Consider the following 22,026-nt stretch of genomic DNA (forward strand, 5'->3'; position numbering starts at 1 on the left):
CCTCAGACTACGCCGCTTCAGCCCAGGTCATCGAGGGTTCCGTCGTTCGGTCGACAACTCCGGGGGCGGGCCCGTCCCGGCATCGAGGTGACACCTGTCACAGAGGTTGGCACCGGCCGCGGTGTCGGACCTACTCTTGCTCTGCAACGTCTGGTACCCGTGCCGACGCCGCCGCGCCGAGTTCGCTCGCGTGACGGTCACTCCGGCAGAGGCGGGACTGGAACGAGACTCTGGAGGACAGCGGTGACCTCACCGAGCGGTGGTATGCCGTCCGCACGGCGAGCCGGTGGCGATGACGCCGTCGGCGATGGCCTGCATCCCGATCACCTCGTCTCGGACGACGCGTTTGCACGGCCTGCTCCCACCGATCCCTTTCCGGGAATGACGAACCTGCCGGCACCGGCTCGGCTCACCGTCGGTCTCATCTCCGCCGGTCGTGTCGGCACCGCGCTGGGCGAGGCGCTGGAGAAGGCCGGGCACGTGGTCGGTGCCGTCGTGGCCCGCTCGCCCGAGTCCCGCGGCCGGGCGGCGCGTCGGCTCCCCGAGTCCGAGGTCCTCGATCTCGACGAGGTCGTCGCGCGCTCCGAGTTGTTGCTGGTCAGCGTGCCTGACGCAGCCCTGAGTGCCGTTGTCGAGCAGATCGCGTCCTCCGATTCGCTTCGGCCGGGGACGATCGTGGCGCACACCGCGGGTGCGCACGGGGTCGCCGTGCTGCAACCGGTGACCGAACGCGGGGCACTGGCGATCGCGCTGCATCCCGCGATGACGTTCGTGGGGTCGGAGGACGACACCGCTCGTCTCACCAACGCGTGCTTCGCGATCACCGCCGCCGATGCGGTGGGCGAGGCCATCGCGTCGTCGCTGGTGCTGGAGATGGGCGGCGACCCGGTGCGGATCGCCGAGGCCGATCGCACGCTCTATCACGCCGCTCTGGCGCACGGCGCCAACCATCTGATCGCCCTGATCTCCGACGCGGTCGTCGCGCTGAATGCCGCGATCGACCACTCCGGCCGCGACACCGCGACCGTCGACGGGCACGGCAACCGCCTCGCCGAACGCATCCTCGGCCCGCTGGTCGCGGCGTCGTTGCGGAACGTGCTGGAACTCGGCCCCTCGGCACTGACCGGGCCTGTCGCCCGCGGCGATGCCCCCGCGGTCACCCGGCATCTGGCAGCGCTGCGCACCGTGCCCGGCGGCGCCGGACCGCACGGCATCGCCGACGCGTACCGCACACTCGCACGACGCGCGGCAGACCACACCGATGCGCCGCAGGCGTTGATCGACGCACTGGAGGACCGATGACAGAACCACACGGAGGAGGCGGCGTGAGCGGCCCGCTCGACGGACAACCCACCTACTCGGCCGGTCGCATGACCGTGCATCGGGAGCCGGCGTCACTGAGCCGTGTCACCCGCGCGCTACGGGCCGCGGGCAAGCGCGTCGTGCTGGTCCCGACCATGGGCGCCCTGCACGCCGGCCATCTCCAGCTCGTCAAGGCCGCCAAGGCCAAGGGCAACACGGTCGTGGTGGTGTCCATCTTCGTCAATCCGCTGCAGTTCGGCGCGGGCGAAGACCTCGACGCGTATCCGCGCACCCTCGACGCCGACCTCGCGCTGCTCGAGCCGCTGGGCGTCGAGTTGGTGTTCGCACCGTCCGCGTCGTCGATGTATCCGAACGGTCCGCGGACGACAGTGCACCCGGGTGCGGCGGGCGGGATCCTCGACGGCATCTCGCGACCGACGCACTTCGCGGGGATGCTGACCGTGGTCCTCAAACTGCTCAACATCGTCGGACCGAATGCGGCCTTCTTCGGCGAGAAGGACTATCAGCAGCTGGTGCTCATCAAGCAGATGGTGACCGATCTGAATCTCGACGTCGACGTCGTGGGGGTCCCGACCGTACGGGAACCCGACGGGTTGGCCATGTCGTCGCGCAACCGCTACCTCACCCCGGAGCAGCGGGAACTGGCGACAACGCTGTCGGCCTCGCTCGTCGCCGGCGCCCACGCGGCCGAGGGTGGGCGCGACGCCATTCTCGCCGCCGCGCACTCGGTGCTGGCCACGGTGCCGGAGATCGAGCTCGACTACCTGGCGCTGCTCGGACGCCAGCTCGAGGAACCACCCGAGAAAGGCCCGGGACGCCTGCTCGTCGCGGCCCGGCTCGGCAACGCGCGCCTGATCGACAACGTGGGCGTGAGCATCGGCGGACTCGCCGCGCTCGAAGAAGAAATCGCCTGGACCAACGCCACCGCAACCACGACAGAGGGACGATGACCATGTTGCGCACCATGATGACCTCGAAGATCCACCGTGCCACCGTGACCCAGGCCGATCTACATTACGTCGGTTCGGTCACCATCGATTCCGACCTGCTCGACGCCGCGGGCCTGCTCGAGGGCGAACAGGTCACCATCGTCGACATCGACAACGGCGCCCGCCTGGTGACCTACGCGATCGCCGGCGAACCCGGCAGTGGTGTCATCGGGATCAACGGTGCGGCAGCACATCTCGTCCATCCGGGTGATCTCGTCATCATCATCGCCTACAGCATGCTCGACGCGGCGGAGTTGCGGGAGTACTCGCCGAACGTCGTGTTCGTGGACGCGCAGAACCGGATCGTGACGACCGGTGACGATCCGGCCGATGTGCCCGAGGGGTCGGGGCTGCTCGACCCCCGGCACCTCGACGGTCCGGTCTTCGCCGACGCCTCGCTCTGACACGGCAACGACTTTCGATGCTGCTCACCGTCGACGTCGGGAACACCAACATCCATCTCGGCGTGTATGCGGGGGTGGGGGACCACGCGCGACTGGTGCGCGACTGGCGGATTCACACCGACCCGCATTACACCGCGGACGAATTGGCCTGGGCGTTCCGGGGCATGCTCGGAGACGACATCGACCAGGTCACCGGGGTGAGTGCGTTGTCGACGGTGCCGTCGTTGCTCCGCGAGCTCCGGGTGATGGTGCCGCGCTACTTCGGTAACGGTCCGCATGTGCTGCTCGAACCCGGCGTGCGCACCGGTGTTCCGCTCCTGGTCGACAATCCCAAAGAGGTCGGTACCGACCGGGTCTCCAATTGTCTGGCCGCCCATCATGAATTCGGCGGGCCCTGCATCGTGGTCGCGTTCGGCACGGCGACGGTCGTCGATGCGATCTCGGCGTCGGGCGAGTTCCTCGGCGGGGCGATCGCACCCGGGGTGAACCTTGCCGTCGAGGCGCTGTCCGAACACACGGTCACGGTTCGGAAGGTCGAGTTGATGCCGCCGCGCGGCGTGCTCGGCAAGAACACCGTCGAGGCGCTCCAGTCGGGCATCCTGTACGGCTTCGCCGGTCAGGTGGACGGACTGGTCGACCGTGTCTGCGACACCGTCCCGGGGTTCGGCGGCGACGACGTGACCGTGGTCGCGACCGGCTACCTCGCCCCGCTCATGTTCGACGAATGTCGTTCGCTCACCGACCATCACCCGCATCTGACCCTCGAGGGGCTGCGCCTGGTCCACGAACGGGCCAAGGCCAACCCGCGGCGCGGCAAGTGATTCTCGCATCTCGAGGCGGTCGGCCGCCGGCGCTGTGGTCAGCGCCCGCGGAGCGCGGCTTCGGTGTAGGCGCTGACTCGGTCGGTCAGCTCGTCGCCGGTCAGCTCGGTGCCGGCCAGCTGATGCACCTGGGCATCGACGGCCGCGAACGCGAGCCGTAGGTCCACCGCCGCGGACTCCACGGTCCAACCGTCGGCGACGAGGTAGGCGGTCAGCCGAGCGATCAGGGTGTCCACGAGCGCGGTGTACCCGGCGGCCAGGCGTGCCGGATCGGCCAGTTCGCGCAGGCGCCCATGGGCACGACCGTGTGTCGAGTTCTCGCGCACCGCGACCTCGATCACGGCGCGCAGCACCTCCGGCCATGGACTGGAACCCACCGGATTGTCGTCGAGCACCGCGGTCATCGCCCGGTCGGCGTCGTCGAGGTGGCGCCGCGCGAGTTCGTCGAAGATCGCCTGCTTGTCGCCGAAGTACTGGTAGATCGACCCCACCGACACCCCGGCCTTCTCCGCGATGCGGTTGGTCGTCACTTCCGCGCCCTCGATGTCGAGGAGCTGTGTGGTCGCCTCGAGGATCGTCTCGACGGTGAACGAAGAGCGTTGTTGCCGTGGTCTTTTGCGCATCTGTTCGGTATCTCGCGTTCGCGGCGGAGGAGTGGACTCAGCGGCCGATCGACAGGGTCAGCAGCGCCCCCGATTCCGTCCCGGCCACGAGGCGACCGGTCGATCCGGGTATCACGGCGAGGGCGGTCACCGGCTGCCCGACGTTCGTGGTGCAGATCCGATCGGTCCCGACGTCCACGAGGTGGACCTGGCCGGTGGTCGACGACACCGCGAGCTGTCCGGGGCCGACCGCGGTGAGATCGTCGAGCACACCCGGCAGCGGAGTGGTGAGATCGGCCGCCACGGAGGAGGCGGCGGGATCGGCGAGCGGGACACGCAGCACGCGACCCGTTGCGCTCATGGTCAGCGTGACATACAGGTCCCGACCGACGATCACGGCGCCGTTGATCCCGGTTCCGTTGATCGTGGCACTGAGAGTCAGGTTCTTCGGTGCCGCGGCCGACCAGGCGCGATCGATGGAACCGTCGGGGCGGATCCGCACGACCCCGAGTCGCCCGTCGGAGACGTACACGTCGCCGGTGCGGTCCACGGCCAGCCCGTTCGGCATACCCAGTCCGCGTGCGAAGACGCTCGCCGGCGCGGAGGGCAAACGCGGGTCGATCCGCAGGACCTTGCCGACCAGCGGAGACCCGGGCAGCATGTTGACCGGCGAGTCGCCAGCGGCGATGTAGAGGAGACCGTCCGGGCCGAGACGGACGGCGCCGGGTGACTCGACGCGGACGCGAGCCGTGACCCGGCCCCGCTGGTCACGTCTCTCGACGACGTTCTCGAGAATCCGCGACACCCACAGGTTTCCGTCGGCGTCGTAGCCGACGTTCTCCGACCATCCGGTCGGCGTCGACGACGGAACGACCTCGGTCACCGTCACGTGGGCGCATCCGGGCGCCGCCGCGGCCGTCGTCGGCTGGAGTCCCAGAACCACAGACGCCATCACCACGACCACCGCACCCACTCGCGAAGACCCTCGCATCGCCCACCGCCTCACCGTCGGCCCACACGCTATCGCGTCGCAGCTCGTCGCAGTCCGACATTCTCGGCGATGCGGTGGACGTCGGCTCCGTGCTCCCCGACGTCGAGAAGCTGAGTGAGTGCCCGAGAAGTAGGCCGACGGTGAACGAAGACCGGTGCCGCCGAGTATGTTTCGCATCTTCTCGACGTCGGTGGAATGCGAGTTGCCGGTGGACTTCTCCGGTTCGACGATGGATGCATGATCCGCGAATCCGGAACGCCCGAATCCTACCTTCGCTTCCTGCCCGAACCGTGGCGGTCCGCAGCCACCGGGGTGGCTGCCGAATCCGGCTGGTGGGCCTGGCCGTCGAGCTCCGACCGGCCGTGCGGGGAGGTGGATGTGCACATCCTGCGGGCGCGCCGGAACGCGGCCCCACTGCGCGTGCTGCTGCTGCACGGAGGTGGCGGACACAGCGCCCTGGTCTGGCCGCTGGGTGCGGTCCTCGCCGACGAGGGGTACGAGGTGCTGGCTCCCGATCTGCCGCAGTACGGCCGTACGCGGGTCGCCGACCCCGGGCGGGTTCGCCACCAGGACTGGATCGATCTGGTCTGCGACCTCGTGGTGGCCGAGACCGACGACGATCCGCGGCCCCTCGTCGTGCTGGGTGCGAGCCTCGGCGGCATGCTCGCCTACGAGGTCGCGAACCGTACCGGGCGGGTCGCCGCGGTCGTCGCGACCTGCCTGCTGGATCTGGCCGGCGATCCCGACGCGCGGCGAGCAGTCGCGCGCACCCCGATGCTCGGGCGACTCTCCCCGCTGATGCCGGTGCTCGCGCGCCTCGGAACACTCGCGCGGGTGCGATTCCCGATCCGCTGGGTGGCGCCGATGTCCGCGATGAGTCTCGACCCGGCACTGTCCCGGGCCTGCCTCGACGACCGGCTGGGTGCCGGATCGTCGGTCTCGCTGGGATTCCTGGCCGACCTGATGACCCACGAGGTGCCGGCCCCTGAGGAGTACCGGGGTCCGCGCGTGCTGCTGGTCCACCCGGCGGCCGACTCCTGGACACCGCCGGAGGTCAGTGTGCGCTTCGCGCGACGGATCGCGGCGCGTACCGACATCCACCTGCTGACCGGGTGTGGGCACTTCCCGGTCGAACAACCCGGCGTCGACGAGTTGGCCGCACATCTGCGTGCGCTGGCCGCCGATCTCGTCGGGGAGGCGTGAACACGCCTGCCGGTGTCAGCGGAACGCGCGCAGCAGGGGAGTGGGATCGTGGTCGGCGTCGGTGCCGTCGGAGTCCCGCAGCAGTGCGTCGAGGACCAGGCCGTCGAGCGCGGCGACGAGTTGGCGGGCCTCGGTGCGGGGCAGCCCGCCGTCGACGAGCGCCTCGACATAGCGGTCGCGGTGTCCGACCATGGCCCGGCGCAGCTCCTCGTCGCGTGTCGCCAGGAGCATGAGTTCGTAGCGCGCCCGGGTGCGGATCCGGTCGGTGCCCAACCAGCGGGCGATCACCTCGCGCGTCGACTCGCCGTCGGCGGCGCGGTCAGCGGTGAAGACGTGCTCGACGAGAGCCGCGAGGAAGCCGCTCAGCCCGCCGAAGTGATGCCGAACGCTCCCGTGTGGCACTCCCGCCGCGTCTTCGACGGCGCGTGCGGACGCCTGGCGGATACCCAGGGTGCCGATGAGGGTGATGCCGGTGTCGAGCAGCACGTCGCGAGTCGATGCAGTCGTCGATTTCTCCACCTGGAGAAGTGTATCTGCTATCCTTCTTCTCCATGTGGAGAAGAAAGTCATGAAGGTCGTGGTGGTGGGTGCGGGGATCGCCGGGCTGTGCACCGCAGCCGGTCTGGCACGCAACGGGGCGCGCGTCACCGTCGTGGAGCGGGCACCTGAGGTACGGGGCGGCGGGGCGGGTCTGAGCGTGTTCGCCAACGGGGTCCGCGCCCTCGAGTCGCTCAGGCTCGGGTCGGTGTTCGGCGACGCCGTCGCGCCGACCCAGCTGACAAGCGGGACCCGGACGCCGGACGGCCGGTGGCTCAGCCGATTCGACCCGGCGTCACTGGTCGACATGCGCGTCGTGCGCCGCACCGACCTCCACGCGGGCCTGCTCGCCGCGGTGACCGACGACGTCGAGATCCGGACAGGATCGGGTGTCGACGACATCTCGCCCGGGAGTGGACTTGTGCGCCTGGCCGATGGAACCGAGATCGGTGACTGCGATCTGATCGTCGGCGCCGACGGCCTCCGCAGCCGGGTGCGGCCCGCGGTCGTCGCGGACCCGGGCGTCCGGCGGTGCGGTTACTCCGCCTGGCGAGCTGTCACATCGACCCCGGTGAGGGTCGACGCCGCGGGTGAGACGACCGGTCGTGGGGCGCGGTTCGGGATCGCGCCGCTGCCGGACGGACACGTCTACTGGTTCGCCTCGGTGTCGACCACAGGAGACGGCGCTGACGACGGTCTCGACGAAGTGCGGCAACGGTTTTCGGGGTGGCACCGGCCGATCGGGGAGTTGCTCGAGGCCACCGACCCGGCGGACGTCGGGTATCTCCCGATCGAGGAACTCGCCGCCTCCCTGCCGACGTTCGTCGGATCGCGGTGCGTCCTCGTCGGCGACGCCGCGCATGCCATGACGCCGAATCTGGGTCAGGGAGCCAACCAGGCGATGGAGGACGCGGCCACCCTGGTGGCCCTGTTGCGCAGGTCGGGTCCCGGCGGTCTCGACGACACGTTGCGGGTCTACGACGAGCTGCGGCGCCCGCGGACCCAACGGATCGCGCGGCAGGCGTCGATGGTCGGCCGGGTCGGCCAGATGCGCGCCGGGCCGGCGGTCCGGGCCCGCGACCTCGCCCTGCGCATGACGCCCGACGCCGTCCTCAATGCGCAGATGCGACGCGTGCAGCGGTGGGAGCCGCCGGAAGTGTGACGTCGTCGGTCCGATCGGGGTCTGGCCGGTCGGGGCGGGCTGTGGCATACTCGTCGCCGTGATCATGAGCTGTCAGGAGTGTTGTCGGGGCTAGTACCGCGTCTGCGGCTGCCCTACTTCGCGCTCCCCGCTCGATCTCGATCACATCAGGACATCTCCTCATGACCGCTTCGGTTGCTTCTTCTGCTGTCACCTCGCCCGCCTCGGTGTTCTCCGTTGCGCCGCCCACTGTCGCCCCGGCACCCCGTGCGCCGTTGTCCCTGCGGGTCGACGACTACGCGTCCGCGGTCGCCGCCGGCGCGATCCCGGTCGACGTCCGCTCCCACCGGCGCCGTCAGCTCGACGGCGCATTGTTCGGTGCCCTCGCCATCGATGCGGTCGAGGTTCTCGACCGGCTCACGCCGGACACCCCTGATTCCCTGCGCGCCGCCCGACCGGAGTCGCGATGGATTCTCGTCAGCGAGGACGGGCACGAGGCCGAATGGCTCGCGTGGCACCTGCAGGCGCGTGGCGTGCACGGTGCGGTGTTCGTCGTCGGCGGGCACCGTCGGATGCGGTCGGCACGGGTCAACGGCCGGATCCGCCCCGACGACCTCGCCGTCATCTCCGCACACGAGAGCTGAACCCGCGCCCGGCACGACCCGGTTGTGGCCTCGATCACGGCCGGGCGGTGAGTTGGGAGTCGATGACCGGCCCCGATAGGGTGCGTGGGGTGAGTGACAGCCCGACCAGCACCGCCACGCCCGAAGCGACCGACGAGCAGACTCCCGAGCAGTTGCGGATCCGCCGCGAGAAGCGTGAGCGGATCCTGGCCGAGGGTCGCGAGGCCTACCCGGTGGCGATCCCGCGCACCCACAGCCTCGGTGAGATCCGCGCGGCCTATCCCGACCTCGAGGCCGGTACCGAGACCGGACAACACGTCGGCGTGAGCGGGCGCGTGATCTTCCTGCGCAACAAGGGCAAGCTGTGCTTCGCGACGCTGCAAGAGGGCGACGGCACCCAGCTGCAGGCGATGGTCAGCTTCAACGGCGTCGGCGAGGACGCGTTGGCGCGGTGGAAGTCCGAGGTCGACCTCGGAGACATCGTCTTCATCTCGGGCGAGGTCATCAGCTCGCGCACCGGCGAACTGTCGGTGATGGCCGACGGTTGGCAGATGGCGTCGAAGTCGTTGCGTCCGTTGCCTGTCGCCCACAAGGACATGAACGAGGAGACCCGCGTGCGGCAGCGCTACGTCGACCTCATCATGCGTCCGGAGGCGCGCAGCATCGCCCGGACCCGGATCTCGGTGATCGCCGAACTCCGTGCGGCCCTGGGCCGTCGAGGTTTCCTCGAGGTCGAGACCCCGATGCTGCAGACCCTGCACGGCGGTGCGGCGGCGCGACCGTTCGTCACGCACTCCAACGCGTTCGACATCGACCTGTTCCTGCGCATCGCACCGGAACTGTTCCTCAAGCGTTGTGTGGTCGGCGGCATCGAGCGCGTCTTCGAGATCAACCGCAACTTCCGCAACGAGGGTGCCGACTCCACCCATTCGCCGGAATTCGCGATGCTCGAGACCTATCAGGCCTACGGCACCTACGACGATTCCGCCGTCATGATCCGCGAACTCGTGCAAGAGGTTTCGCAGGCGGCGCTCGGCACCCAGACCCCGACCATGCCGGACGGTTCCACCTACGACCTGTCCGGTGAGTGGACCGCGCTGGAGATGTACCCGTCGCTGTCCGAGGCACTCGGTGAGCAGATCGTCCCCGCGGGCGCCGACGGCGAGACCACCGTCGACCAGTTGCTCGCGATCGCGGCACGGGTGGGCCTCGAGATCCCGAAGGACAAGGGGTACGGCCACGGCAAGCTCGTCGAAGAACTCTGGGAACACATGGTCGGTGAGAAGCTGGATCGCCCGGTCTTCGTCCGCGACTTCCCGGTCGAGACCTCGCCACTGGTCCGCGCGCACCGGTCGGTGACCGGCGTCGTGGAGAAGTGGGACCTCTACGTGCGCGGCTTCGAGTTGGCGACCGGCTACTCCGAACTCGTCGACCCCGTCATCCAGCGCGAGCGTTTCGCCGACCAGGCGCGCCTGGCCGCCGCCGGTGACGACGAGGCGATGGTCCTCGACGAGGAGTTCCTCGCCGCGATGGAGTACGGCATGCCGCCGACCACCGGCACCGGGATGGGCATCGACCGTCTGTTGATGGCCCTCACCGGCCTCGGCATCCGCGACACCATCCTCTTCCCCCTGGTGAAGCCCCGCTCCTGACCGGGATTTCGAAGCGGAATCCCGGGTGGGGTCAGGTGAGGTTGCGCTTGAGGATCTTGCCCGCCGCGTTGCGGGGGAACTGCTCGACGAAGACCACCGACCGGGGGACCTTGAAGTTCGCGAGATGCTGCTTGGCGTAGGCGATCACACGGTCCTCGTCGAGGTCGGCGTCCGCGCGGACCGTCAGGTAGGCGCGGCCGACCTCGCCGAGCCGGTCGTCGGGGACGCCGACGACCGCCGACTCGGTGACACCGTCGATCCGGGCGAGGGTCTGCTCGATCTCCGCGGGGTAGACGTTGAACCCACCGCAGATGTACATGTCCTTGAGTCGGTCGGTGATCTTCAGGTTGCCGCGCTCGTCGATGGTCCCGATGTCACCGGTGTGCAGCCATCCGTCGGCGTCGATCGTCGCAGCGGTGGCGTCGGGATCGTCGAGGTAGCCGACCATCACCATGTCTCCGCGGGCGAGCACCTCGCCGTCGTCGGAGAGCCGGATCTCCATGCCCGGGAACGCCCGCCCGCAGGTGGTGGCCACCGTCGTGTCGTCGTCGTCGGGCGTGCACGTCGACACGAAGCCGCTCGCCTCGGTCAGGCCGTAGGCGGTGATGACGGTGTCCACGCCGAGGTCCTGCTGGAGGCGTTCGACGAGGACGACGGGCACGATCGCGGCGCCGGTGATGACGATGCGCAGGCTGGACAGATCGTGGTCGGCGCGTTTCGGGTCGTCGAGGATGGTCTGGAAGATCGTGGGTGCGCCGGGGAAGACCGTTGCGCGTTCGTCGGACACGAGCGTCATCGCCTGCTCCGGTGAGTACACGGCGAGCGGCAACATCGTCACGCCGAACAGGACGCTCGGCAGGATGCCCGCCTTGTATCCGAACGTGTGGAAATACGGGTTGACCATCAGGTAGCGGTCACCGGGGTGCAGTCCCGCGTTCGCGCCCCACCCGTACGACCCGGTGAGGGTCTGTCGGTGAGTTGCCAGCACGCCCTTGGACTTTCCGGTCGTCCCGGAGGTGAAGAGGATGTCGGAGATGTCCTCGGGGGAGACGGCGTCGGCGCGACGGTCGGCCTCGGTCTGTGCGTCGTCGGTCGCCCGATCCAGGAACTCATGCCAGTCGACGGCGCCGTCGGGGGCGGTCGTGCCGTCGGTCAGCGGCACCCGCACGACCAGATCCGGCATCGACGCACGGTGATCGCGCAGGAGCTCCGACGCGTGGTCGGCTCCGAGGAATTCGCCGGACACGATGACGGCGCGGGACCCCGACCGTTCGACGATCTCGACCGCCTCGCCCGCGGTGTAGCGGGTGTTGAGCGGAACGAGTGTGGCACCCGCGTAGTGGACGCCGAGCGCCGCGATCGGCCAGTGGAAACTGTTCGGTGACCAGATCGCGACCCGGTCCCCGGCCTGGATGCCCGACGCCACCAACGCACCGGCGAAGGTGCGCACCGCGCCGTGCAGCTGCGCCCAGGTCAACTCGAGGCGCGGATGCGACGAAGGGGCCCACTGCGCGTCGACGAGAGCGATACGGTCGGCCCAGGTGTGCGCTGCGCGACGTACGGCGGCGGGTGTGGTGGGTGAGGGGAGAGTCTCGTGCAGAGAGGTCTGCGCCATGCGCCCCAACCTAGCACTTGCTTGGTGCGTTATGCTAGCGCTCATGACCACGACGAATCTCGCCGATCGTGCCGTCGACCTGGGTGAATGGGCGAAATCGACGCCGAACGCCACCACTGAGTTCGCGGCCGCGGTGCGGACGTGGCTCGACGAGAACCTGACGGGCGACTTCGCCGATCTGAAGGGTCGGGGCGGCCCCGGTAGCGAACACGAGTTCTTCGCCGAACGCCTTGAATGGGACCGTCACCTCGCCCGCGCCGGCTGGACCTGCATCGGCTGGCCGGTCGAGTACGGCGGTCGGGGAGCGACGCTCGAGCAGCGGATCATCTTCCACCGCGAATACGCCCGCGCGAACGCGCCGGCGCGGGTGAACCACCTGGGCGAGGAGTTGTTGGGCCCCACGCTCATCGCCTACGGCACCGACGAGCAGAAGCGGCGTCTGCTGCCCGGGATCGTCGATGTCACCGAACTGTGGTCGCAGGGCTACTCCGAGCCCGGCGCCGGTTCGGATCTCGCGGGTGTGTCCACGTCCGCACGCCTCGACGAGTCGAACGGCTCGGGCAAGTGGATCATCAACGGCCAGAAGATCTGGACCTCGCTCGCGCATGTCGCGCAGTGGGTGTTCGTGATCGCGCGCACCGAGAAGGGATCGTCGCGACATGCCGGCCTGAGTTTCCTGCTGGTTCCGCTCGACCAGCCGGGCATCACCGTGCGTCCGATCCAACAGCTCACCGGCACTTCGGAATTCAATGAGGTGTTCTTCGACGACGCGGAGACCGAGGCCGATCTGATCGTCGGCGAACCCGGCGACGGTTGGAAGGTCGCGATGGGACTGCTGCAGTTCGAACGCGGAGTGTCGACACTGGGCCAGCAGGTCGGATTCGCGCGCGAGCTGGGCAATCTCACCGACCTCGCCCGGGTCAACGGGGCGCTGGACGATCCGGAGATCGCATCGCGCCTCGCGCGCGCCGACATCGGACTGACCGTCATGCGGGCGCACGCCCAACGGACGCTCGGTGGCGACGTGACTTCGCAAGCGGGCGCCGGGAGCGGAGCGAGCGGGCCCAATCCAGCGGGCGCGGCGTCGGTGTCGAAGTTGTTGTGGGCGAACTGGCATCGCGATCTCGGTGAGCTCGCGATGGACGTCGTCGGCGCACCCTCGCTGATCGGTCCGGCCGCGACCGCGGAGGGCAAGGCCAACGACATCACCGATCCGGAGAACGTCGAACTCGACGAATGGCAACGGCTCTACCTGTTCACCCGCGCCGACACGATCTACGGCGGATCGAACGAGGTGCAGCGCAACATCATCGCCGAGCGGGTGCTCGGCCTACCCCGAGAGGCACGTTGAGATGACCGGAGTCGATGTCAACGGGACCCACGCGCCGGGCGGAGCGCTCTCGCCGCTCGCCACCCCGCCCGCCGAGATCGGCGGGCACGACCTGCTGCTGGGCAAGAAGGTCGTGGTGACCGCCGCCGCGGGAACGGGTATCGGCTTCGCGTCAGCCCGGCGCGCCCTGCTCGAGGGTGCGGATGTGCTCATCAGCGACTGGCACGAACGACGCCTCGGCGAGGCGGCCGAGAAGCTGGCCGCCGAGTTCCCCGACCGTACAGTCGCCCAGCGCACGTGCAATGTCCAGGTCACCGCCGAGGTCGATGCGCTGATCACCGATGCCGCAAGCGAACTCGGGCGCATCGATGTGCTGGTCAACAACGCCGGACTCGGTGGGGAGACCCCGGTCGCCGAGATGATCGACGAGGAATGGGACCGGGTCCTCGACATCACGCTCACCGGTACCTTCCGCGCCACCCGTGCTGCCCTGAGGTACTTCGGATCGGTCGACCACAACGGCGTCATCGTCAACAACGCGTCGGTGCTCGGGTGGCGGGCGCAGCGCGGCCAGGCGCACTACGCCGCTGCCAAGGCCGGGGTGATGGCCCTGACCCGGTGTTCGGCCCTCGAAGCCGCCGACGTCGGGGTACGCATCAACGCGATTGCGCCGTCGATCGCCAAACATCCGTTCCTCGCGAAGGTCACCAGCGACGACCTCCTCGACGAACTCGCCTCCCGCGAGGCCTACGGACGCGCCGCCGAGGTGTGGGAGGTCGCCGCAACCGTCGCGATGCTGGCCAGCGACTACACCACCTACCTCACCGGCGAGGTCGTCTCGATCTCCAGCCAACGCGCCTGACGCGCAACCGACTTCCACCGATCCAAGGAGCACCGACCATGACCACACCCCAGGCCTACATCGTCGACGCCGTCCGCACCCCGGTCGGCAAGCGCAACGGCTCGCTGGCCAAGACCCACCCCGCCGATCTCGGCGCCCACATCATCTCCGCCCTCGTCGAGCGCACCGGTATCGACCCGGCAGCCGTCGACGACGTGGTGTTCGGCTGCCTCGACACCATCGGGGGGCAGGCCGGCAACGTCGCGCGGACCGCCTGGCTCGCCGCGGGTCTCCCGCTCGAGGTGCCCGGCACCACCGTCGATCGTCAGTGTGGTTCCAGTCAGCAGGCGATCCACTTCGCCGCCCAGGGTGTCATGAGCGGCACCCAGGACATCGTGGTCGCCGGTGGTCTGCAGAACATGAGCGCCATCCCGATCTCCCAAGCCATGATCGCGGGCAAGGACTTCGGATTCACGACGCCCACAGCGGAATCCGCGGGCTGGCAGGAGCGCTTCGGGGATGCGCAGATCTCGCAGTTCCTCGGCGCGGACATGATGGCCAAGAAGTGGGACATCAGCCGCGAGGACATGGAGCGCTGGGCCCTGCAATCACACGAGCGTGCCCGGGCGGCCATCGCCGACGGCAAGTTCGACAGGGAGAACGTCACGCTCGGCGACTGCGTCGTCGACGAATGCCCGCGCGAGACCTCGATGGAGAAGATGGCCGGCCTCCAGGTGCTCGCCGAGGGCTCACGCCTCACCGCCGCCGTCGCCTCGCAGATCGCCGACGGTTCCTCGGCGACCCTCGTCGTCTCTGAGCGCGCGCTGAAAGAACACAACCTCACCCCGCGCGCCCGCATCCACCACATGTCCGTGCGCGGCGACGACCCCGTGATGATGCTGTCCGCGCCCATCCCCGCCACCAAGTACGCGCTCGACAAGACCGGACTGTCCATCGACGACATCGACGTCGTCGAGATCAACGAGGCCTTCGCACCCGTCGTGCTCGCCTGGCTCAAGGAGACCGGCGCCGACCCCGCCAAGGTCAACCCCAACGGCGGCGCCATCGCCCTCGGCCACCCCCTCGGCGCCACCGGCGCCAAGCTGTTCGCCACCCTTCTCAACGAACTCGAGCGCACCGGCGGCCGCTACGGCCTGCAGACGATGTGCGAGGGCGGCGGGACCGCCAACGTCACGATCATCGAGCGGCTGGGCTGAGGTTCGGCGGTCAGCCGCGGGTGCGAGGGCGGCGGGACCGCCAACGTCACGATCATCGAGCGGCTGGGCTGAGCGTTCACCCCCTCGACGTTTCGGTCTCGGGGTCGTAGCATTCTGACAACAGGCGTGCCCACATGTGGGTGTGACCTGGCGCATACTATTGTGTGGGACAGGCGGACCGTTTCGTTCCAACGCCGCACATGGGTGCAGCACGACCTAGCTGAGGGGATCTCGATGACCAAGCCTGCTGAACACACCGGCACCGACGCGATTTCGACGCGTGGCGTCTCGTCGGAGGCGCACACGCTGACCGAACTGGTCGAGATCCAGCGCGCGGCGTTCCTGCGCGACGGGATTCCCGACGCCGACACCCGCATCGACCGCATCACGCGGCTGGCGGCCCTGTTGCTCGACAACGCCGACGAGATCGCCGCAGCGCTGGCCGAGGACTTCGGTTCCCGCCCGCGTGAGCTGTCGCTGGCCGCCGACGTCGCCGGCTGCATGATCGACCTCGCGCATCAGCGCCGCGGCGTCAAGGACTGGATGGCCGAGTCCAAGGTCGCCAAGGTGCAGGGCCTGCTCGGTTACAAGCAGAGCATCCGCCACGACCCGCTCGGCGTCGTCGCCATCATGGGGCCGTGGAACTTCCCGCTGCAGCTGACGATCGTGCCCGCGGGCTCGGCCTTCGCGGCCGGCAACCGGGTCATCCTGCGCCCGTCGTCGGTGACCGCGAAGACCACCGACGTGATCGCCAAGCATGCCCCGAACTACTTCTCGATCGAGGAGCTGGCGGTCGCCACCTCCAAGCACGGTTCGGGTTCGGACTTCGCGAAGCTCAAGGTCGACCACATGTTCTTCACCGGCTCGCCCGGGGTGGGTGCCTCGGTGGCCCAGGAGGCCGCGAAGAACCTGATCCCGGTCACCCTCGAACTCGGTGGCAAGAACCCGGCGGTTGTCGACATCGACGCCGACATCGACAAGGCCGCGACGATGCTCGCCGATGCCCGCATGGTCAACGGCGGCCAGGTGTGCCTGTGCCCGGACTACGTCTTCGTCCCCGAGGCCAAGCTCGGTGAGTTCACCGACAAGGTCGTCGCGCGCTGGACCAAGAACTTCCCGACGATCATCGACAACGATCAGTTCACCTCGACGATCAACCAGAAGAACTACGAGCGCATCCTCGGGCTCATCGACGACGCCGAGCAACTCGGCGCCACGAAGCGGCAGGTGATCCCCGGTGGCGAGCCGCTGCCGGATGCCGAGCGCCGCAAGATCCCGCCGACGCTGCTCACCGGCGTCAAGGCGGGCATGAAGATCGAGGAGGACGAGGTCTTCGGTCCGGTGCTGACCGTGTACCCCTACCGCGATCTGTCCGAGGTCATCAGCCAGATCAGCTCGCACCCGCATCCGCTGACCATGTACTGGTGCGGTGAGCAGAACGAGCGTTTCCAGAAGCTCGCCGACAACACCCGCAGCGGCTCGATCAACGGCAACGACTTCGCCATCCACCTGTTCAGCGGCGAACTGCCGTTCGCCGGTGTCGGCAACAGCGGCATGGGCGGCTACCACGGCCGCACCGGCTTCGAGACGTTCAGTCATGCCCGGGCCGTCGCGTTCTCGACGTTGCCGGTCAGCGTCGCCGAGATGATGTCGCCGCCGTTCCTGCCCAAGGACACCAAGCTGACCAACAATCAGCTCAAGCTGTGGAAGTTCTTCAACAACCGCGCGATGAAGAAGGTGCGCAAGCGCCTCGGCGCGTAGCATCGGTCGCTTGGCCGGGATCGTCGTCCGACGGTCCCGGCCAAGCGCTTGCTAGGGTGAGCGCAGACTCTCTCAGGAGGATGCGCTTGTCACCACGAGGCCAGACCAGGATCGACGCGAACGGCCGGACCGCTGCGAGTACGGCCGACGCTCCGGCGCGTTCGTCACGTCGGGACGAGCTGCTGGCGACGGCCGGGCAGATGTTCGCCGAGCAGGGCCTGCGGTCGACCACGGTCCGAGACATCGCCGATGCGGCCGGCATCTTGTCCGGCAGCCTCTATCACCACTTCGACTCCAAGGAGTCGATGGTCGACGAGATCCTGCGTGGCTTCCTCGACGATCTGTTCGCCCGCTACCGGGAGATCGCGGCGTCGAGCAAGTCGGCGACCGAGACGTTGCGCGGTCTCGTCATCGCGTCGTTCGAGTCCATCGACGCCGAACGCAATGCGGTCGCGATCTACCAGGACGAGGCGAAGCGACTTTCGAGTCAGGAACGCTTCGCCTACATCTCCGAGCTGAACGTCGAGTTCCGCCGGCTGTGGCAGTCGGTGCTGCAACGCGGCGTCGAGAACGGGGAGTTCCGCGCCGATCTCGACGTCGAACTGGTCTACCGGTTCATGCGCGACACCGTGTGGGTTGCCGTGCGGTGGTATCGGCCCGGCGGCTCGATGTCGGTCGATTCGATCGCCGACCAGTACCTGTCGGTTGTCCTCGACGGCATCCTGCCGCGCTGACCACGCACGTCGAAGTTAGGGTAGCTTTCCTTTCCCAGCGTCCGGCCGTTATTGTGCGCATATGACAATTGGCGGAACCGATGTGGCCGCGCCTGCACCAGTGTCCGACGTCGACGCCGGACCCGACGATCCGAAAGCGGCGCGCGCCCAGGCCCGATCCGAGTCCAAGGCGAAAGCTGCTGCCCTCGCCGACATCCTGGCCCCGGTGAAGAAGCGCACGCTCCTCGCCCAGTTCGTCCAGGTCTTCGCCTCCGCGGCAACGGTGGTGCCGTTCATCGGGATCGTCGAACTCGGACGCATCCTGCTCGAACCCGGGCCGGTCGATTCGGGTCGCGTGTGGTTGGTCGTGTGGCTGGTCGTCGCGGGACTCGGCGCACGCGCGGCCTTCAGCTTCCTCGCGCTCGCGATCACCCACTTCGCCGATCTCGACCTCCAGGCACAACTTCGAATCCGCATCGCGGACAAGCTCGGTCGGCTCCCGCTGGGCTGGTTCAGCCGCACCAGCTCCGGTGCGGTCCGCAAGTCCGTGCAGAACGACGTCGCAGATCTGCACTACCTGGTCGCCCATGCCACGGTCGAGGCGACGGCCGCGATGCTCTCGCCGATCTTCGCGCTGATCTACTGCTTCTACCTGGATTGGCGACTCGGGCTCCTGGCCGTCGCCACCGTGCCGCTGTATGCCCTGACCTACTCCTACATGGCTCGCGACCTCACGACCGAGATGGAGAAGATGGACAAGGGTGTGGCGCGGATCAGCGCCACCATCGTCGAGTTCATCTCGGGTGTCGCCGTGGTGAAGACGTTCGGGCAGACGGGCAAGGCCCACCGGCGTTTCGTCGATGCCGCCGACGAGTTCAACGACGACTTCGCCGGCTACATGGGGCCGATGCTGCGTGTCCAGGCGGTCACCACCGTCCTGATCAGCGCGCCCTTGATCCTGCTGGTCAACCTCGGGGTCGGGTACTGGTTCGTCGACAACGGGTGGGTCCAGCCCATCGAACTCGTCGGCTCGACGCTGATCGCGATGGTGCTGCCCACTGCGCTGCTCACCGTGTCCACCGCGGTCCACACCCGTCAGCAGGCCTCGGCCGCGGCGCTGCGTATCGCCGCGCTGCTCGCCGAGCCCGAACTCGACGTCCCGGACAACCCGCAGGTGCCCGCCGGACACGACGTGCGGATCGAGAACGTGCACTTCACCTACCCGCCGCGTCTCGGCGTGCCGTCCGGGGTGAAGGCGCTCGACGACGTCAGCGTCGAACTGGCCGAAGGCACCGTGACCGCGCTCGTCGGGCCGTCCGGAAGCGGGAAGTCGACGCTCGCGACACTGTTGCCCCGCTTCGGCGATCCCGATTCCGGCGCGGTCCGCATCGGTGGGGTGGACGTGCGGGACATCGCCGCCACCGAGCTCTACCGCCATGTCGGTTTCGTGCTGCAGGACGTGCAGCTGTTGACGATGTCGGTGCGCGACAACATTCGGCTCGGCCGTCCGGACGCGAGCGACGAGCAGGTCTACGACGCCGCCCGTGCCGCGCAGATCCACGACCGCATCCTGGAGCTACCCGACGGCTACGACACCGTGGTCGGCGATGGCGCACACTTCTCCGGCGGTGAGGCGCAACGCGTCTCGATCGCGCGGGCACTGCTCGCAGACACGCCGATCCTCGTCCTCGACGAGGCGACCGCCTTCGCCGATCCAGAGTCGGAGGCGCAGATCCAGCAGGCCATCGGCACCCTGATGGTCGGGCGAACCGTGCTCGTCATCGCCCACCGGCTCGGCTCGATCACGCACGCGGACAACATCGTCGTCCTCGATCGGGGCCGGGTCGTCGAACAGGGCCGGCAGGACGAATTGGTCGCCCGCGGCGGGCTGTATGCGTCGATGTGGGCCGCCTACGAGGCCGGGACCACCCGACAGGACGAGGAGATCGCGCGCGGCGCGGTCGCGAGCAGCGAGGTGGCACGATGATCCGCGGTTTCTACACGATCCTGGGTTCCGAACGTGCCCGCATGGTCGTCTTCCTGACCTGGGTGGTCGTCTACGGCATCGCGCAGGGGTTGGCGATGCTCACCCTTGTCCCGATCGTCGAACACCTGCTGACCGGTGATCTGTCCGCCGCTGCACAGTGGTTGTGGCCGTTGGCCGTGCTCGTCGTCATCTGCGCGGTCAGCGCGTACGTCCAGTCGCTCAAGGGCATGACGATGGCCCTCTACGCGATGCGCATGCTGCATCACCGCCTCGGCGACCACATGGTGACGCTGCCGCTCGGCTGGTTCACCCGCGACCGGGTCGGCGACGTCTCCCAGATCGCGGTCAAGGGAACGATGTTCGTCGGCAGCACCGGGGCGCACTACATCACCCCGGTCGTGGTCAACACGGTCAGCTCCGTGGTGGTCGTCATCGGCATCTGCTTCTTCGACTGGCGCATCGGTCTGCTCATGGTCGTCGGGACACTGCTCCTGATGTACGTCGGCAAGCTGTCGAGCTCGTTCCTCGCGAAGTCCGAGGGGCGCAAGCGTGCCGAGGCCGTCAAGGTCAACAACCGGGTGCTGGAGTTCGCCCGCTGCCAGGCGGTGCTGCGCGCCTTCGGTGATTCGGACTCCGCGCACAAGCCGCTCGCCGACGCGCTCGGCCGGCAAGCCCGCGTGGGCAAGTCGATGCTCTGGCGCTCGATCCTCGGCATCCTGCTGAACGGGTTGTCGGTGCAGGTTGTCTTCAGTGCCGTGCTCGCCCTCGGCGCGTGGCTTGCCGTGGCGGGTCACATCGAACCGGCGCTGCTGATCGCAGTATTCGGGCTCGCGGCGCGCTTCTTCGGGCCGATCGGCGAACTCGCCGAACTCGGTTCGACGCTGCGCATGTCCACCGACGAGATCAATCGCATCACCGGTGTGCTCGACACCGACCGGATGCCCGCGCCCGAGCGGCCGACGCCGATCACCGAGCCGGGTGCCGTCGAACTCGACGGTGTGGCATTCGGATACGAGACCGGCGCGCAGGTCCTGCGCGACGTGTCGCTTCGGGCTCGTCCGGGCACGATGACGGCGCTCGTCGGTCCCTCCGGATCGGGAAAGTCGACCATCTTCCGCCTCATCGCCCGGTTCTACGACGTCGACGGCGGCGTCGTGAAGGTCGGTGGCGTCGACGTGCGGGAGCAGGAGACCGGTGCGCTCATGGGCCAGCTGTCCCAGGTGTTCCAGGACGTCTACCTCTTCGACGACACGTTGTGGGAGAACATCAAACTGGGCCGCCCCGATGCTTCCGACGACGAGATCCGCGCCGCGGCCGTGACAGCGGGCGTCACCTCGATCGTCGACCGGCTGCCCGATGGCTGGCACACAGTCGTCGGCGAGGGCGGTTCGGCGCTGTCCGGCGGTGAGCGGCAACGGGTCTCGATCGCCCGCGCGTTGCTCAAAGACGCCCCGATCGTGCTCTTCGACGAGGCGACCAGTGCTCTCGATCCCGAGAACGAATCGCACGTCGCCGAGTCGATCCGCCGCCTCGCCGACCAGAGCACGGTGCTGGTCATCGCGCACAAGCTCTCGACCGTGATCGCCGCCGACCAGATCGTCGTCCTCGACGATCAGGGCGGTGTCGACGACATCGGCACCCACGACGAACTGCTCACCCGGGGCGGGCGTTACACCGAGTTCTGGAACCAGCGCACCGCTGCTGCCGGCTGGACGCTGACACCGTCGGCGTAGGCGCGCCCCTTCAGACAGCGAGAATGGGTCAGAGCGGTCGTCACTTCAGGGTCGATCGCCCCGGCCCTACCGAGATTTCGTAGCGAAAGTGCGCACTCTGCAACCCATCTTCTCGCTACGAGATCCCGGCCGGGCCGGGCCTGTTTCCACTGTGGAGTTGTCAAAGGTCGTGTGGCATCGGGGTCGACGCCGGAGGGTCTGGTGCGCGGGCCGTCTAGACGAGGGCGTCGTCGAGTCGCATGGTGCGCCGGTTGTAGGCGGGGCGGGGTAGGCGTTTGGGGTCGATGTCGACGGGTGGGATCAGCCACGGGTGCCGGTCGGGGCCCATCACCACCTGCCAACTGTGGTGGTGGACCTGGGTATGACAGCGTTGGCAGAGCAGGCATCCGTTGTCCAGATCCGTGGGACCACCGTCAGCCCAGTTGGTGTCGGCCCCGGGCGTAGTGGCTGCGATTGCTCGCAGGCTATTTCCCGGGGCCGCACCGCCGAACCGGACGTGCGGCTTTCACCGCATCCGGCTCTCCATAGGTCACGCTGGGATGG

General features: G+C 68.5%; 19 protein-coding genes and 1 pseudogene. 15 read left to right on the forward strand and 5 right to left on the reverse strand.

Features of this window, described 5'->3' with window-relative positions; genetic code table 11:
• Positions 1–243 precede the first annotated feature (243 nt).
• From MHN80_RS22945 to MHN80_RS22960, 4 genes are read left to right on the forward strand one after another with little or no spacing between them, the layout of a single operon-like run.
• Positions 244–1,302, forward strand: a complete 1,059-nt coding sequence (locus tag MHN80_RS22945; RefSeq protein ID WP_239403790.1) for a Rossmann-like and DUF2520 domain-containing protein — start codon at positions 244–246, stop codon at positions 1,300–1,302.
• 23 nt (positions 1,303–1,325) lie between these two features.
• Positions 1,326–2,273: a pantoate--beta-alanine ligase gene (panC, locus tag MHN80_RS22950; protein ID WP_248643502.1), complete on the forward strand. Its 948-nt coding sequence runs from the start codon at positions 1,326–1,328 to the stop codon at positions 2,271–2,273.
• Positions 2,274–2,275: 2 nt separating this feature from the next.
• Positions 2,276–2,716, forward strand: a complete 441-nt coding sequence (panD, locus tag MHN80_RS22955) for an aspartate 1-decarboxylase (protein ID WP_239403803.1) — start codon at positions 2,276–2,278, stop codon at positions 2,714–2,716.
• A gap of 17 nt (positions 2,717–2,733) precedes the next feature.
• Positions 2,734–3,537: a type III pantothenate kinase gene (locus MHN80_RS22960; protein ID WP_239403792.1), complete on the forward strand. Its 804-nt coding sequence runs from the start codon at positions 2,734–2,736 to the stop codon at positions 3,535–3,537.
• Between the two features lie 38 nt (positions 3,538–3,575).
• On the opposite strand, the gene MHN80_RS22965 is transcribed toward MHN80_RS22960, so the two are convergent.
• Both MHN80_RS22965 and MHN80_RS22970 read right to left on the reverse strand, forming a co-directional pair.
• Positions 3,576–4,160, reverse strand: a complete 585-nt coding sequence (locus MHN80_RS22965) for a TetR/AcrR family transcriptional regulator (RefSeq protein ID WP_004020820.1) — start codon at positions 4,158–4,160, stop codon at positions 3,576–3,578.
• A gap of 37 nt (positions 4,161–4,197) precedes the next feature.
• Positions 4,198–5,091, reverse strand: a complete 894-nt coding sequence (locus tag MHN80_RS22970) for an SMP-30/gluconolactonase/LRE family protein (protein ID WP_239403793.1) — start codon at positions 5,089–5,091, stop codon at positions 4,198–4,200.
• Between the two features lie 276 nt (positions 5,092–5,367).
• Here MHN80_RS22970 and MHN80_RS22975 point away from each other — a divergent pair, with 276 nt between their 5' ends.
• A complete protein-coding gene (locus tag MHN80_RS22975) occupies positions 5,368–6,333 on the forward strand; it encodes a carboxylesterase (protein ID WP_239403794.1) in 966 nt (321 codons plus the stop codon).
• A 15-nt stretch (positions 6,334–6,348) separates the two neighbouring features.
• Here MHN80_RS22975 and MHN80_RS22980 read toward each other — a convergent pair whose 3' ends face one another.
• Complete coding sequence (locus MHN80_RS22980) at positions 6,349–6,819, reverse strand: hypothetical protein (protein WP_064569752.1); 471 nt, start codon at positions 6,817–6,819, stop codon at positions 6,349–6,351.
• 82 nt (positions 6,820–6,901) lie between these two features.
• Here MHN80_RS22980 and MHN80_RS22985 point away from each other — a divergent pair, with 82 nt between their 5' ends.
• The 3 genes from MHN80_RS22985 (at position 6,902) to lysS (ending at position 10,286) form a co-directional block, all read left to right on the forward strand.
• The gene (locus MHN80_RS22985) at positions 6,902–8,032 is read left to right on the forward strand and encodes an FAD-dependent oxidoreductase (RefSeq protein ID WP_239403804.1); all 1,131 of its coding nucleotides are present in this window, start codon (positions 6,902–6,904) and stop codon (positions 8,030–8,032) included.
• 161 nt (positions 8,033–8,193) lie between these two features.
• Complete coding sequence (locus MHN80_RS22990; protein ID WP_101819823.1) at positions 8,194–8,655, forward strand: hypothetical protein; 462 nt, start codon at positions 8,194–8,196, stop codon at positions 8,653–8,655.
• Between the two features lie 62 nt (positions 8,656–8,717).
• Positions 8,718–10,286: a lysine--tRNA ligase gene (gene lysS, locus MHN80_RS22995; protein ID WP_156524216.1), complete on the forward strand. Its 1,569-nt coding sequence runs from the start codon at positions 8,718–8,720 to the stop codon at positions 10,284–10,286.
• 31 nt (positions 10,287–10,317) lie between these two features.
• On the opposite strand, the gene MHN80_RS23000 is transcribed toward lysS, so the two are convergent.
• Positions 10,318–11,901 (reverse strand): FadD3 family acyl-CoA ligase, encoded by a 1,584-nt coding sequence (locus MHN80_RS23000; RefSeq protein ID WP_239403795.1) that lies wholly within the window; start codon positions 11,899–11,901, stop codon positions 10,318–10,320.
• Between the two features lie 43 nt (positions 11,902–11,944).
• Here MHN80_RS23000 and MHN80_RS23005 point away from each other — a divergent pair, with 43 nt between their 5' ends.
• From MHN80_RS23005 to MHN80_RS23035, 7 genes are all read left to right on the forward strand, one after another.
• Positions 11,945–13,252: an acyl-CoA dehydrogenase family protein gene (locus tag MHN80_RS23005; RefSeq protein WP_239403796.1), complete on the forward strand. Its 1,308-nt coding sequence runs from the start codon at positions 11,945–11,947 to the stop codon at positions 13,250–13,252.
• A gap of 1 nt (position 13,253) precedes the next feature.
• Positions 13,254–14,093, forward strand: a complete 840-nt coding sequence (locus tag MHN80_RS23010; protein WP_239403797.1) for an SDR family oxidoreductase — start codon at positions 13,254–13,256, stop codon at positions 14,091–14,093.
• A gap of 38 nt (positions 14,094–14,131) precedes the next feature.
• Positions 14,132–15,289: an acetyl-CoA C-acetyltransferase gene (locus MHN80_RS23015; RefSeq protein ID WP_239403798.1), complete on the forward strand. Its 1,158-nt coding sequence runs from the start codon at positions 14,132–14,134 to the stop codon at positions 15,287–15,289.
• A gap of 234 nt (positions 15,290–15,523) precedes the next feature.
• Positions 15,524–17,050 (forward strand): aldehyde dehydrogenase family protein, encoded by a 1,527-nt coding sequence (locus tag MHN80_RS23020; protein ID WP_004020831.1) that lies wholly within the window; start codon positions 15,524–15,526, stop codon positions 17,048–17,050.
• A gap of 86 nt (positions 17,051–17,136) precedes the next feature.
• Positions 17,137–17,784 (forward strand): TetR/AcrR family transcriptional regulator, encoded by a 648-nt coding sequence (locus tag MHN80_RS23025; RefSeq protein WP_004020832.1) that lies wholly within the window; start codon positions 17,137–17,139, stop codon positions 17,782–17,784.
• A gap of 61 nt (positions 17,785–17,845) precedes the next feature.
• On the forward strand, positions 17,846–19,750 hold the full coding sequence (locus MHN80_RS23030) for an ABC transporter ATP-binding protein (protein WP_101819828.1): 1,905 nt from the start codon (positions 17,846–17,848) through the stop codon (positions 19,748–19,750).
• A complete protein-coding gene (locus MHN80_RS23035) occupies positions 19,747–21,483 on the forward strand; it encodes an ABC transporter ATP-binding protein (RefSeq protein WP_239403799.1) in 1,737 nt (578 codons plus the stop codon). Before MHN80_RS23030 ends, MHN80_RS23035 begins: the two co-directional genes overlap by 4 nt.
• 214 nt (positions 21,484–21,697) lie before the next feature.
• On the opposite strand, the pseudogene MHN80_RS23040 reads toward MHN80_RS23035, so the two are convergent.
• Positions 21,698–21,907, reverse strand: a pseudogene (locus MHN80_RS23040) (HNH endonuclease); the annotation flags it as partial.
• Between the last annotated feature and the right edge of the window lie 119 nt (positions 21,908–22,026).

The sequence above is a fragment of the Gordonia sp. McavH-238-E genome, assembly GCF_022348225.1.
GTDB lineage: Bacteria > Actinomycetota > Actinomycetes > Mycobacteriales > Mycobacteriaceae > Gordonia > Gordonia terrae.

Coding starts and splice junctions, on each gene's coding strand:
- MHN80_RS23035 (WP_239403799.1), top strand. CDS start 19,747: ATGATCCGCGGTTTCTACACGATCCTGGGTTCCGAACGTGCCCGCATG.
- MHN80_RS23015 (WP_239403798.1), top strand. CDS start 14,132: ATGACCACACCCCAGGCCTACATCGTCGACGCCGTCCGCACCCCGGTC.
- lysS (WP_156524216.1), top strand. CDS start 8,718: ATGACCGGCCCCGATAGGGTGCGTGGGGTGAGTGACAGCCCGACCAGC.
- MHN80_RS23030 (WP_101819828.1), top strand. CDS start 17,846: ATGACAATTGGCGGAACCGATGTGGCCGCGCCTGCACCAGTGTCCGAC.
- MHN80_RS22990 (WP_101819823.1), top strand. CDS start 8,194: ATGACCGCTTCGGTTGCTTCTTCTGCTGTCACCTCGCCCGCCTCGGTG.
- MHN80_RS22975 (WP_239403794.1), top strand. CDS start 5,368: ATGATCCGCGAATCCGGAACGCCCGAATCCTACCTTCGCTTCCTGCCC.
- MHN80_RS23000 (WP_239403795.1), bottom strand. CDS start 11,901: ATGGCGCAGACCTCTCTGCACGAGACTCTCCCCTCACCCACCACACCC.
- MHN80_RS23010 (WP_239403797.1), top strand. CDS start 13,254: ATGACCGGAGTCGATGTCAACGGGACCCACGCGCCGGGCGGAGCGCTC.
- MHN80_RS22960 (WP_239403792.1), top strand. CDS start 2,734: ATGCTGCTCACCGTCGACGTCGGGAACACCAACATCCATCTCGGCGTG.
- MHN80_RS23020 (WP_004020831.1), top strand. CDS start 15,524: ATGACCAAGCCTGCTGAACACACCGGCACCGACGCGATTTCGACGCGT.
- MHN80_RS22985 (WP_239403804.1), top strand. CDS start 6,902: ATGAAGGTCGTGGTGGTGGGTGCGGGGATCGCCGGGCTGTGCACCGCA.
- MHN80_RS22970 (WP_239403793.1), bottom strand. CDS start 5,091: ATGGCGTCTGTGGTTCTGGGACTCCAGCCGACGACGGCCGCGGCGGCG.
- panD (WP_239403803.1), top strand. CDS start 2,276: ATGTTGCGCACCATGATGACCTCGAAGATCCACCGTGCCACCGTGACC.
- MHN80_RS23005 (WP_239403796.1), top strand. CDS start 11,945: ATGACCACGACGAATCTCGCCGATCGTGCCGTCGACCTGGGTGAATGG.
- MHN80_RS22965 (WP_004020820.1), bottom strand. CDS start 4,160: ATGCGCAAAAGACCACGGCAACAACGCTCTTCGTTCACCGTCGAGACG.